The sequence below is a fragment of the Acidimicrobiales bacterium genome (assembly GCA_035316325.1).
Taxonomy (GTDB): domain Bacteria; phylum Actinomycetota; class Acidimicrobiia; order Acidimicrobiales; family VFJN01; genus DASXTK01.
The window spans coordinates 1-12,090 of the sequence record DATHJB010000077.1 but is presented as its reverse complement, the minus strand read 5'-3'; the positions used below and the strand labels follow the sequence as shown (position 1 = coordinate 12,090).

The 12,090-nt window shown below is 70.6% G+C and carries 13 protein-coding genes; 7 read left to right on the top strand and 6 right to left on the bottom strand.

Annotated elements, in window-relative coordinates; translation table 11 throughout:
* Positions 1-554, bottom strand: a 554-nt coding sequence (locus VK611_11195; GenBank protein HMG41888.1) for a MaoC family dehydratase N-terminal domain-containing protein, incomplete at its 3' end; no start/stop codon positions are given.
* Between the two features lie 133 nt (positions 555-687).
* Here VK611_11195 and VK611_11190 point away from each other — a divergent pair.
* The 6 genes from VK611_11190 to VK611_11165 all read left to right on the top strand — a co-directional run bounded on the left by VK611_11190 (position 688) and on the right by VK611_11165 (position 7,651).
* On the top strand, positions 688-1,896 hold the full coding sequence (locus VK611_11190) for an acyltransferase (protein HMG41887.1): 1,209 nt from the start codon (positions 688-690) through the stop codon (positions 1,894-1,896).
* A gap of 182 nt (positions 1,897-2,078) precedes the next feature.
* Positions 2,079-3,734, top strand: a complete 1,656-nt coding sequence (gene leuA, locus VK611_11185; GenBank protein HMG41886.1) for a 2-isopropylmalate synthase — start codon at positions 2,079-2,081, stop codon at positions 3,732-3,734.
* 59 nt (positions 3,735-3,793) lie between these two features.
* On the top strand, positions 3,794-4,663 hold the full coding sequence (locus VK611_11180; GenBank protein HMG41885.1) for an LLM class F420-dependent oxidoreductase: 870 nt from the start codon (positions 3,794-3,796) through the stop codon (positions 4,661-4,663).
* 57 nt (positions 4,664-4,720) lie between these two features.
* Positions 4,721-5,650 carry a hypothetical protein gene (locus VK611_11175; protein ID HMG41884.1) on the top strand — a complete coding sequence of 310 codons (930 nt, stop codon included), beginning with the start codon at positions 4,721-4,723 and terminating at the stop codon, positions 5,648-5,650.
* An 85-nt stretch (positions 5,651-5,735) separates the two neighbouring features.
* Positions 5,736-7,220 (top strand): M1 family aminopeptidase, encoded by a 1,485-nt coding sequence (locus tag VK611_11170; GenBank protein HMG41883.1) that lies wholly within the window; start codon positions 5,736-5,738, stop codon positions 7,218-7,220.
* A gap of 86 nt (positions 7,221-7,306) precedes the next feature.
* Positions 7,307-7,651, top strand: coding sequence for an STAS domain-containing protein (locus VK611_11165; GenBank protein ID HMG41882.1), 345 nt, complete (start codon positions 7,307-7,309; stop codon positions 7,649-7,651).
* Positions 7,652-7,674: 23 nt separating this feature from the next.
* Here the strand turns inward: VK611_11165 and VK611_11160 are convergent, their stop codons facing one another.
* Both VK611_11160 and VK611_11155 read right to left on the bottom strand, forming a co-directional pair.
* Positions 7,675-8,427 carry a SigB/SigF/SigG family RNA polymerase sigma factor gene (locus VK611_11160; protein ID HMG41881.1) on the bottom strand — a complete coding sequence of 251 codons (753 nt, stop codon included), beginning with the start codon at positions 8,425-8,427 and terminating at the stop codon, positions 7,675-7,677.
* Positions 8,424-8,819 carry an ATP-binding protein gene (locus VK611_11155; protein HMG41880.1) on the bottom strand — a complete coding sequence of 132 codons (396 nt, stop codon included), beginning with the start codon at positions 8,817-8,819 and terminating at the stop codon, positions 8,424-8,426. The genes VK611_11160 and VK611_11155 overlap by 4 nt, the downstream gene beginning before the upstream one ends.
* Positions 8,820-9,028: 209 nt before the next feature.
* Here VK611_11155 and VK611_11150 point away from each other — a divergent pair, with 209 nt between their 5' ends.
* Positions 9,029-9,397, top strand: coding sequence for an ATP-binding protein (locus tag VK611_11150; GenBank protein HMG41879.1), 369 nt, complete (start codon positions 9,029-9,031; stop codon positions 9,395-9,397).
* Here VK611_11150 and leuD read toward each other — a convergent pair.
* The 3 genes from leuD to greA all read right to left on the bottom strand — a co-directional run bounded on the left by leuD (position 9,390) and on the right by greA (position 11,959).
* Positions 9,390-9,995: a 3-isopropylmalate dehydratase small subunit gene (leuD, locus tag VK611_11145; GenBank protein ID HMG41878.1), complete on the bottom strand. Its 606-nt coding sequence runs from the start codon at positions 9,993-9,995 to the stop codon at positions 9,390-9,392. The genes VK611_11150 and leuD overlap by 8 nt on opposite strands.
* Before the next feature lie 19 nt (positions 9,996-10,014).
* Positions 10,015-11,424: a 3-isopropylmalate dehydratase large subunit gene (gene leuC / locus VK611_11140; GenBank protein HMG41877.1), complete on the bottom strand. Its 1,410-nt coding sequence runs from the start codon at positions 11,422-11,424 to the stop codon at positions 10,015-10,017.
* Positions 11,425-11,488: 64 nt separating this feature from the next.
* Positions 11,489-11,959, bottom strand: coding sequence for a transcription elongation factor GreA (gene greA, locus VK611_11135; GenBank protein ID HMG41876.1), 471 nt, complete (start codon positions 11,957-11,959; stop codon positions 11,489-11,491).
* Positions 11,960-12,090 lie beyond the last annotated feature (131 nt).

Sequence of the window (12,090 nt, the reverse complement as noted above, 5' to 3'; positions counted from 1 at the left end):
TCGAGGTCGTCGAGCGCCTCGTCGCTCCACACCGGGTCCTCCTGCTCGGAGAACTGGGCCCGCTTCCGGGCCTCCTCGGCCAGGTACCGGATCGACGTCGACCGCTGTTTGGCGATCATCTCGCCGCGGTCGTTGATGTAGGTGGTGTCGCCCCGCGAGAACATCGTGGGGCCGGCGAACTTGGTCTCGGTGACCTTGTAGTCGAAGAGCATCCGCTCCTGCTTGATGCGGTCGCCCGGCTCGATGCGGGGGCCGAAGAACCACCACTCGTCGCCGCCGAAGATCATGTGGGAGCCGGGGACCGTGCCCTGGATCGACGGCGTGGCGCCGTGCCCGACGTCGGTGGCGACCGAGAACGACTGGGGCGCCACGAGACGGCCGAAGCGGCTCTCGCCGGCGAAGGCGTCGTCGTAGTGCAGGGGGTTCGGGTTCTGCATCCCCTGGGCCCAGCGCCGGATGTCGTTCGGGTGCACCGGGTCCTTCAGGAAGCCGCCGCCCAGCGGCACTCCCACCCAGCGATCGACGTCAGTGGTGTCGAACAGCGGCTCGGCCATCGGTCCCCCCTTTGGCGTGGTCCGGATCGCTTTCCGGACTAACACTTTTATCATTTTAATGATTGATCTAGGAGTTGACAAGTATCGAACCGTCGCGGCGTCGGTCCGGCACCTAACCTCCACGCCCGTGGGGATGGGGAAGACGGCGATGACGACGGTCGCGCGCGGGGTCGGGGTCGAAGCGGGGGAGCAGGAGCGGGTGGGGCGGTTGCCGCACCTGGCGCCGCTCGACGGGCTGCGGGGGATCGCCATCGCCCTGGTGCTCGGCGTGCACTCCGGGAACTCGCTGTGGCCGGAGGCCCGCGGCTGGCTGGCGCCGGGCGGGCCGCTCGGCGTCCACCTGTTCTTCGTGCTGAGCGGGTTCCTGATCACCGCCCTGCTGCTGGGCGAGCAGCGGCGCACCGGTCGCATCGACCTGCGGGCCTTCGCCCGGCGGCGCGTGCTGCGGCTCGGGCCGGTGGTGGTCGCGCTGGCGCTAGCGCTGGTGGTGCTGGCGCTGGTCGGCGACCGCCTCCTGCTGCGCGACGTGCTCGCCGAGGGCGTCTACGTGCTCACCTTCACCGGCAACGTCCACATGGTCCACGGCGACGCCCCGCCCGTGCGGTGGCTGTTCGGCACCGACCACGGCACGGTCACCGAGGTGGGCCACATGTGGTCGGTCGGGATCGAGGCGCAGTTCTACGTGCTGTGGGCAGTGGTGCTGTGGGCGGTCAGCCGGGCGCGCTGGTCGTACGGGCGCATTGCCCTGCTGACGGCCGGCCTGGTGCTGGCCGTCGCCGTGTGGCGGGCCCACCTGCTGGCGCAGGGCGAGCCGTGGCTGCAGCTCTACCTGTCGTCGTCGACCCGCCTCGACGCCCCGTTCGTCGGCTCGCTCGTGGGGGTCGCCTGGTGCGCCGGCTGGCTGGACCGGGTGCGCGAGCGGCTGGCGCTCACCGCCGGGGTCCTGGGCCTCGGCGTCCTCCTCGTGACCTCGTACACCACCCGCTTCTACGACCGGTCGCTCTACCAGGGCCTCTACACGGTGCTGGCGTTGTGCGCCGCGGCGGCGATCGTCGGCGCGCTGCGCGCCGATGCCGGCAGCGCGCTCCCGCGGGCCCTGGCCTGGCCGCCGCTGGTGTTCCTCGGCACCATCTCGTACTCCGTCTACGTGTGGCACTACGGCATCTTCTGGACGATCGAGCGCCGCGACCCCGGCTGGCCCGGCCCGGTCCGCCTCGCGGTCGGCCTCACGACAGCGCTCGCCGTCAGCTACGCGTCCTACCGGATCGTGGAACAGCCGTTCCTCCGCAGGAAGCGCCGAACCGCCTTGACCCCGGCCGCCGGAGCGGTGCACGATGGCTGACATGTTCCTGGACGACGTGCGCCACTCGCTGCGCCGCCTCCTCCTTACGTAAGACGAGCACCGCACATAGGTGCTCGTCCGCCTCCTGCGCCCCACCGGGCCAGGAGGCTTTTCAGTTTTCAGGCCCACCCCACAGCAAGGAACCCACCGCGATGCCTCCCCAGCCAGTGACGCCGAAACGGATGCCGTTCGAGAAGTACGTGCCGTTCCAGCCGCTCGCCCCGTTCCAGCTGACCGACCGCACCTGGCCCGACAAGCGCATCGAGAAGGCGCCCGTGTGGTGCTCGGTCGACCTGCGCGACGGCAACCAGGCCCTGATCGACCCCATGGACTCGGCCCGCAAGCGCCGCATGTTCGAGACCCTCGTGCAGATGGGCTTCAAGGAGATCGAGGTCGGCTTCCCGTCCGCCAGCCAGCCCGACTTCGACTTCGTGCGGGACCTGATCACCGAGGACCTGATCCCCGACGACGTCACCATCCAGGTCCTCACCCAGTGCCGGGCCGAGCTGATCGAGCGCACCTACGAGTCGATCAAGGGCGCCCGCGAGGCGATCGTCCACTTCTACAACTCCACGTCGATGCTGCAGCGCCGGGTGGTCTTCGGGCTCGACTACGCCGGCATCACCCAGATCGCCACCGACGCCGCCCGCCTGTCCCGCAAGCTGGAGGACACGGTGCCGGGCACGAAGGTCCGCTACGAGTACTCGCCCGAGAGCTTCACCGGCACCGAGATCGACTACGCCGTGGAGATCTGCTCGGCGGTGTTCGACGTGATCGACCCGGATGCCGACGTCGGCCTGGTCATGAACCTGCCGGCCACCGTCGAGATGTACACGCCCAACATCTACGGCGACGTGATCGAGTACTTCCACCGCAACGTCCCCCACCGCGACCGGGTGGTCCTGTCGCTGCACCCCCACAACGACCAGGGCACCGCCGTCGCCGCCGCCGAGTTCGGCGTGATGGCCGGCGCCGACCGGGTGGAGGGCACGCTGTTCGGCAACGGCGAGCGCACCGGCAACGTCGACCTGGTGACGATCGCCCTCAACCTGTTCAGCCAAGGTGTCGACCCCGAGCTCGACGTCACCGACATCGACGCGCTGCGCCGGGTGGCCGAGTACTGCAACCGCCTGCCCGTCCACCCCCGGCACCCGTACGTGGGCGACCTCGTCTACACGGCGTTCTCGGGCAGCCACCAGGACGCCATCAAGAAGGGCTTCGACGCGCTCGGCGAGGACTACGACGAGTGGGGCGTGCCGTACCTGCCCATCGACCCGAAGCACGTCGGCCGCTCCTACGAGGCCGTGATCCGGGTGAACAGCCAGTCGGGCAAGGGTGGCGTCGCCTACATCATGAAGGCCGAGCACGGCCTCGACCTGCCCCGCCGCCTGCAGATCGAGTTCTCGAAGACGATCCAGGGCATCACCGAGGACACCGGCACCGAGATCACGCCCGCCCACATGTGGGACACGTTCCAGGGCGAGTACCTGGCCGAGGATGCGCCGGTGCAGCTCGTGTCGCACGAGTCGAACACCGGGGAGTCGGGGTCGAAGGTGACGGCGCAGCTGCTGGTCGACGGCCAGCACGTGACCGTGACCGGGCAGGGCAACGGGCCCATCGCGGCGTTCGTCAGCGGTGTCCGCAGCGAGCTGGGCATCGACATCGACGTGGTCGACTACAGCGAGCACGCCGTCGGTGCCGGCTCCGACGCCACCGCGGTCGCCTACGTCGAGACCCAGGACGCCGACGGCACGGTCCGCTGGGGCATCGGCAAGCACGAGAGCATCGAGACGGCGTCGCTGCGGGCGGTCGTGTCCGCCGTGAACCGCCACCGCTGAACCGTTCTGTCTTCGCTGACTCGGGCATAGCCGGCTCAGCGAAGACAGAATGCCGGTCCATGGAGATCGGTGCCTTCGTCCCGCTGGCGGCCTTCAGCGCCAACCCCACGTTCCTCCGCGCCCTCGGGCCGGCTCTCGAGGAGCACGGCTTCGAGTCGGTGTGGGTACCCGAGCACGTGGTGCTCTTCGACGACTACGACAGCGAGTACCCGTACGCCGCCGACGGGAAGTTCCCCGGGGGCGGCGACACGGGCCTGCTCGAGCCGTTCACCGCGCTGACCTACCTGGCTGCGGTCACCGACACGTTGCGCCTGGGCACCGGCATCTGCCTGGTCGCCCAGCGCAACCCGGTGTACACGGCCAAGCAGGTGGCCGACCTCGACGTGTTGTCGGGCGGCCGCGTCGAGTTCGGCGTGGGCGCGGGGTGGCTGCGGGAGGAGTTCGAGGCGCTGAACGTGCCGTTCGAGCGCCGGGGGCAGCGGACCGACGACCACCTCGCGGTGATGAAGGCGCTGTGGACCGAGGAGGTCTCGTCGTACGAGGGCGAGCTGTACACGCTGCCGAAGGCGCGGCTGTACCCGAAGCCGGTGCAGAGCCCGCACCCGCCGGTCATCGTGGGCGGCGAGAGCGACGCCGCGCTCCGGCGGGCGGCCCGCATCGGTCAGGGCTGGTACGGCTTCAACCGCACGCCCGACCAGGTGCCCGAGGCCCTGGAGCGTCTCGACCGGGCCCTCGCCGCCGAGGGCCGCTCCCGCACCGACGACGACTTCTCCGTCACCATCTGCCCCTACTTCAACCCGGTCGACCGCGACGCCCTGTCCCGCTACGAGGACCTGGGCGTCGACCGTGCGGTCGTGGTCGTCTTCGCCTTCGACGTCCCCAGCCTCCACACCACGCTGGACCAGATGTCGTCGGACCTTCTCGGCTGACGCCGACGAGAAGTCGTACGCTCCCGCCGGGGGAACATCGATCTCGGGGGAGAAACGATGAGAAGAGCCAGCATCAGAAGGCTCGCCGTGCTCGGCGCGCTCGGACTGCTCGTGCCGTTGGCGGCCGCGTGCGAACCGCTGACGAACGCACCGCCGGGCGGTGGCGAGGTGGTGAACGGCACCTACCGCGTCGGTCCGTTCAACCTTGCACCCGCGGGGCAGCCGGGCGACGAGTCCAACTCCAGCGGCACCAACCTGCCGCGCCCCGCCGGGGCGTTCGGCCTGAAGACCATGGACTTCGACCTGGTCGACGCCAACGGCAACTCGCTGCCGCACAGCGCCGCCCACCTGCACCACGTCGTGATGACGAACCCGGCGCGGCAGTCGCAGTTCTGCAGCAACTGGCCGGAGCGCTTCGCCGGTTCGGGCAGCGAGCGGACGCCGATCCGCATGCCGGACCCGTACGCCTACATGGTCGGCGCGAACGACCAGTGGAACGCCATCTGGCACGTCATGAACGAGAGCACGACGCCGCAGCAGGTGTACATCCAGTACAAGGTCGGCTACCAGCCGGGCGCGACCGCGCAGAACACGCGGGCCGTGACACCGTTCTTCCTCGACGTCACCGGCTGCGGGAACTCCACCTACGACGTGCCCGGCAACGGCGGTCCCGACAGCGTGCACACCAACACCCGCACGTGGACGGCTCCGTGGACCGGCATCGCCGTCGGGATGGGAGGCCACCTGCACGGCGGTGGCATCGACATCACCTTGCGGAACAACAGCAACGGCACCGAGTGCCGGATGGTCGCCCACTACGAGCACTCGCACCCGGGGGCGTCGCCGGGGTCGATCGACCGCTGCATCGCCCACAACCTGGTGACGCAGGGCAACACGTTCTCGGTGACCTCGCGCTACGACAACTCGCAGCCGTACGAGGACGTGATGGGGATCGTCATGGCCTACGCCTGGCGGGGCACCCAGTAGCCGCTCGAACGGCACACCGCCGTGCTCCGACCCGGGCGCGGTGGTGTGCCATGCTGCGCGGCTGATGTGGCGGTCCCGCGTAGCCATGGCGGTGGTCCTGGCGCTGGTGGCGTGCGCCAGCGAGCGGGAGGGCGCGCTCGGCAGCGACCGGTCCGACCCTCCGACCGCTGACGATGGCGACGGCGGCTCGGGTGCGACCGACGACAGCGCCGCCGGCGACCAGGGTGACCAGGGCGACGAGGGCGACGTCGACGCCGCGCCCGGGGCCGAGGGCGTGGGCGATCCGTACTTCCCGCAGCTCGGCAACGGCGGCTACGACGTCGAGCACTACGACCTCGACCTGGACTGGCAGCCCGACGGCCCCCGCCTCGACGGTCGGGTCACCATCGCCGCAACGGTGACCGCCGAGCAGCCGCTGTCGAGCTTCGACCTCGACTTCGGCGACCTCGAGATCGAGAGCGCCGAGGTCGACGGCGAGACCGCCACCACCGAGCGCACCGGCGAGCACGAGCTGGTGGTCACCCCCGCCGCGCCCCTGGCACCCGCCGCCGAGTTCACCGTCGAGATCGCCTACGGCGGCGAGGTGCAGTCGCTGCCGGGGCTGCTGCCGGGCCTGGGCGGCTGGGTGGACGACGGCCGGGAGGTCTACGTCGCCAGCCAGCCCGACGGCGCCCACGGCTTCTACCCGGTGAACGACCACCCGTCCGACAAGGCCGGCTACACGATCACGGTGACCGCCCCCGCCGAGCTGGACGTGGTCGCCAACGGCACGCAGACGTCCGTGGAGGACGACGCCGACGCCGGCACGAAGTCGTGGACCTACGACGCCCCGCAGCCGATGGCCAGCTACCTGGTGCAGGTGGTGATCGCCAACCTGCAGTTCCAGGAGGGCATCAGCCCCGGCGGCGTGACGCTGCGCCACGCCATCGACGAGGACGTGCTCGCCACCGGCGCCCCGCCCATGGCCGCCACCGGCGACATGGTCGACTTCTTCGCCGAGCGCTTCGGCCCCTACCCGTTCGACGTGGCCGGCGGTGTGGTCGTCGACGACGACATCGGCTTCGCCCTGGAGACCCAGACGCTGTCGCTGTTCCCCGCCAACGTCACCGCCGAGGTGGTGGCCCACGAGCTGGCCCACCAGTGGTTCGGCGACCAGGTGAGCCTGGCGTCGTGGCAGGAGATCTGGCTCAACGAGGGCTTCGCCACCTACGCCTCGTGGCTGTGGCTCGACCACGCCGGCGAGTCGACGATGGACCGGCTCACCGAGGAGGCCACGTTCTACGAGGGCCTCGACGTGCCGCCGGCCGACCCCGGCGGCCCCGACCACCTGTTCGACGCCACCGTGTACTTCCGGGGCGGCCTCACGCTGTACGTGCTGCACGACCAGATGGGCGACGAGGCCTTCTTCGAGCTGCTGCAGCAGTGGGTGGAGCGCTACGGCGGGGGCACCGCCACCACCGCTGACTTCGAGGCGCTCGCCGAGGAGGTGGCGGGTCAAGACCTGACGCCACTGTTCGATGCGTGGTTACGGTCTGATGAACTCCCACGCCTCGAAGACTGGCTGGGGTAAATTCCACGCCCGTGAACCCGGGCGGATCCCGGGCGGCAGAGCGCATGGGTGGGAGCGCCCGAGCGAGAGGTCATATGGCGACAGCCATGTCTTTCGAAGAAGTGTCCTCCGAGGAGAGCCCGTCGACGGTGCGCCATGAGGGTGACCTCGACATCGTCACCTCCGAGGACGTGAAACGACGCCTGGCCGGGATGGTCGAGGAGGGATCGCGCACGATCGCGCTCGACCTGCGCGAGGTCGGCTTCGTCGACTCCAGCGGGCTCGGGGCGCTCGTCGCCGTCCACCACTTCGCCGAGTCGCACGGCGCCCACTTCGTGGTGCAGGGCGCGCCCCGTCACGTCCTGAGCCTGTTCAGCCTCACCCGCCTCGACAACCTCCTCAACGTCGAGCCGGACGGCGAGGCGAAGGCCTCGGAGGCCGACGCCGGCTGAGGCGCTGCCCGGCGCGGCGCGGGCTAGCGCTCCAGGTGGGCGCGGAGGTCGAGCAGGCAGCGGCGGATCAGCCGCGACACGTGCATCTGGCTGATGCCGACGCGCTCGGCGATCTCGGTCTGCGTGAGCTCGTCGTAGAACCGCAGGCGCAGGATCTCCGCCTCGCGCCGGGGCAAGGTGTCGAGCAGCTGGCCGACCAGCACCCGCACCTCGGCGGGCCGGCTGGCGGCCTCCTCACTGGGCAGGCGGTCGCCGAGGGTCAGCCCCTCCTCGTCGCCGGGACGCCGGGCGTCGAGGCTCGTGGCCCGGTAGGCGGCGCCGGCCTCCATCGCCTCCAGCACGTTCTCGGTGGTGAGGCCCAGCTCCTCGGCCAGCTCCGCCACCTTGGGCGCCCGGCCCAGGCGCAGCGTCATCGCCGCGGAGGTCCGCCGGAGGTCGAGGTGGCGCTCCTGGGCGCTGCGGGGCGGCCGCACCGCCCACGTGCGGTCGCGGAAGTAGCGCTTGATCTCGCCGTTGATCGTGCGGCTGGCGAACGACGAGAACGGGATGCCCCGCTCCGGCTCGAACCGCTCGACGGCCTTCAGGGTGCCGAGCATGGCGATCTGGACGAGGTCGTCCAGCTCGACGCCACGGTCTCGGTAGTCGTGCGCGATCGACGCCGCCAGGCCCCGGTGGGCCTCCACGAGCCGATTGCGCTGGGAACGCTCGCCGCTCTGCCGATAGTCACGGAACAGCTGATCCAGCTCGGCACCATCCCAGCGATGCGTCTCGGTCATACGTCCGCGCGTGCCCTCTTCAGGAGCCGGAAGTGGCGGCCGGCACCGTCGTGCTCGTAGGTGTGCTCGTCGACCACCACGCGCAGGATCTCGAGCGCGAGGTCGTCGGGGTCGGAGCCGTCGAGGCCGTCCTTGGTGCCCTTCAGGGCCCGCTGGCCGGTGATCTCGACCGAGCTCGCGCCACGGAGGTAGTTGAGGGACACCTGATCGTCGGTGTCCTCGGCGCCCTCCACCAGCAGCGCCACCAGCTCGCTGACGGCGACCCGCAGGTCTTCGGTGTCGTCGACGCTGAAGTCGGCGTCGGCCGCCAGCGCCGCGGCGACGAGCCGGGCCAGGCGCGCGGAGCCGGGCTCCGCGGGGACGATCAACTGGACGGCGTAACTGGCGTCCATGGTGCCTCTCGGGGTTGACTGCAAGGAGTGCTGGGGCGAAGTGAACTGGAACTGACTGTAGATCCCCGAGGCCGGCCGAGCGCGTCTTGCCGATCTCGCTGGGTGGCAACGCCGCCACCTCTGGTCAGGTTTGTGCAAGGGGTCGAGGGGTAGGGCGTCGTTCGATGGGCCGTGGTGTCTCGCAGACCTTCCGATGTCGAGCCGACACGGTGCCGCGCGTCAGGGCGGTGGTGGCCGCCGAGCTGCGACGCAACGGCATCGCCGGCGAGCTCCTCGACCGTCTGGTCCTGGCGAGCGCGGAGGCCTGCAACAACGCCATCCTCCACTCGGACAGCGCCAGCTACGAGGTGGCGGTCGACATCGACGACGGATCGGTGACGGTCACGGTGACCGACAGCGGCGCCGGCTTCGACGTGCCGACCCTCATGGAGATGCCGGCTCCCGACGCGGTGTCGCGGCGGGGCCTGGCGCTGATGCACGTCCTCGTCGACGACGTCGACGTCACCAGCACCCGCACGGGCACCACCGTCGTGCTGCGCCAGTCGCTGAACGGTCAGCGGGCGCCGGCCTTCACGTAGCTGCGATCGACGCAGTGGGGAGCCAGTCGGGGCGGGTCTGCTCGTAGCTGCCGATCGACTCGGCGTGGCGGAGGCTGAGGGCGATGTCGTCGAGGCCCTCGAGGAAGCGATGACGGGTGGAGTCGTCGAGCGGGAACTCGCACTCGATGCCGGCGGCCGGGGCCGACAGCGTGCGGCGCTCCACGTCGACGGTCACCTCGAGCGTGGGGTCGGCCTCGATCGCCCGCAGCAGCGCCTCGCCCACCTCGGCCGGCACCTGCACCGGGACGAGGCCGTTCTTGGTGGCGTTGTTGCGGAAGATGTCGCCGAAGCGGGGGCTCACCACCGCCGCGAAGCCGTAGTCGACGATCGCCCACACGGCGTGCTCCCGTGACGATCCGACGCCGAAGTTGGGGCCGGCCACGAGGATGTTCGCACCGGCGTAGCGCTCGTCGTTGAGGACGAAGTCGCGGTCGTCGCGCCACGTCGAGAACAGGCCCCGCCCGAAGCCGGTGCGCTCGACCCGCTTGAGCCAGTGGGAGGGGATGATCTGGTCGGTGTCGACGTCGGACCGGTCGAGCGGCACAGCCGTTCCCTGGACGATGCGGACGGGATCCATCGGGGGTGCTTCCTGACGTTCAGAGGTCGGCGGGGGTGGCGAAGGTGCCGCGGATGGCGGTGGCGGCGGCGACGGCGGGGGAGACGAGGTGGGTGCGGCCGCCGCGGCCCTGGCGTCCCTCGAAGTTGCGGTTGCTGGTGGAGGCGCAGCGCTCGCCGGGGGCCAGCTTGTCGGGGTTCATGGCCAGGCACATCGAGCAGCCCGGCTCCCGCCAGTCGAACCCGGCCGCCGTGAACACCTTGTCGAGCCCCTCGGCCTCGGCCTGGGCCTTCACCGCGTGCGACCCCGGCACCACCAGCGTGCGCACCTTGGCGGCGACGTGGCGACCCTCGGCGACGGCCGCCGCGGCCCGCAGGTCCTCGATGCGGCTGTTGGTGCACGAGCCGATGAACACGGTGTCGACGGCGACGTCCCGCATGGGCAGCCCGGCCTTCAGGTCCATGTACTCCAGGGCCCGCTGGGCGGCCTGCCGGTCGCCCGGGTCGGCGAAGCTCTCCGGCTCGGGGATCACGCCGTCGATCGGCACGACCTGCCCGGGGTTGGTGCCCCAGGACACGTGCGGGGTGATCAGCGCGGCGTCGAGCAGGACGTCCTTGTCGAACGCCGCACCCTCGTCGGTGGTCAGCGACCGCCAGTCCTCCAGCGCCCGCTCCCAGGCGGCGCCCGTGGGGGCGTGGGCGCGGCCCTCGACGTAGGCGAACGTCACGTCGTCGGGGGCGATGAGCCCGGCCTTGGCGCCGGCCTCGATCGACATGTTGCAGACCGTCATCCGGCCTTCCATCGACAGCGCCCGGATGGCCGAGCCCCGGTACTCGATGATCGAGCCGATGCCGCCGCCGGTGCCGATGCGGCCGATGATGGCGAGGATCACGTCCTTGGCGGTGGAGCCCTCGGGCAGCTCGCCCTCGACGGTGACCGCCATCGTGCCGGGCCGGCCCTGCGGCAGGGTCTGCGTGGCGAGCACGTGCTCGACCTCGCTGGTGCCGATGCCGAACGCCAGCGCCCCGAACGCCCCGTGGGTGGACGTGTGGCTGTCGCCGCACACGATGGTCATGCCGGGCTGGGTGAGGCCCTGCTCCGGCCCGATCACGTGGACGATGCCCTGGCCCGGGTCACCCATCGGGTAGCAGGTGATGCCGAACTCCGCGCAGTTGCGGGCGAGGACGTCCATCTGCTGCTTGGAGATGGGGTCGGCGATCGGCTGCGAGATGTCGCTGGTGGGGACGTTGTGGTCCATCGTCGCCACCGTGAGGTCGGGGCGGCGCACCGGGCGCCCGGCCAGCCGCAGCCCGTCGAACGCCTGCGGGGAGGTCACCTCGTGGACAAGGTGGAGGTCGATGTAGAGGAGGTCCGGCTCGTCGCCCCCGCCGGGGATGTCCACCAGGTGGCGGTCCCAGATCTTCTGGCTGAGGGTGCGGGGCTGCGGCATCGTTGCCAACTTTCTCTTCTTCTACATCCGTGGGGTGGTGCGCCGGTGGTGCGCTGGTCGACCGCTAGTCGACCGAGACGACGGTGACCTGGAGCTTCGCGCCCGTGGGGGCGGTGAAGCTCACGGCTTCGCCGGGACCGGCGCCCAGGAGGGCCTTGCCGAGGGGCGACAAGGGGCTGATCACGTCGAGGTCGTCGTGGCGCTCCTCGATCGAGCCTATGAGGTAGCGCTCGACGTCGTCGTCGCCCTCGTAGCGGATGCCCACGACAGTGCCCAGGCCGACCGCGCCGGAGGTCTCGGCGGCCTCCACGATCTCGGCGTTCTCGATCAGGGAGGCCAGCTGGATGATGCGGCCCTCCATCTTCCCCTGCTCCTCCTTGGCGGCGTGGTAGTCGCCGTTCTCGGAGAGGTCGCCGAGCTCACGTGCCGTCTCGATCTTGCGGGCGATCTCGATGCGGCCCCGCGTCGTCAGGTCGTCGTGCTCGGTCTTCAGGCGGTCGTAGGCCGCTTGGGAGAGGTGCTGGGTCTGACCCATAAGGCGAACAGGGTAGGACGGTCCCGACCCCTGATCCAACGATTCTCCCCGCGCTACGGTGCTGGTCGGCCGCAGGGGAGCCGATGGGGAGAGTCTGATGGGGCGGATCGGCGTCGGCGTGCACGTCGCCG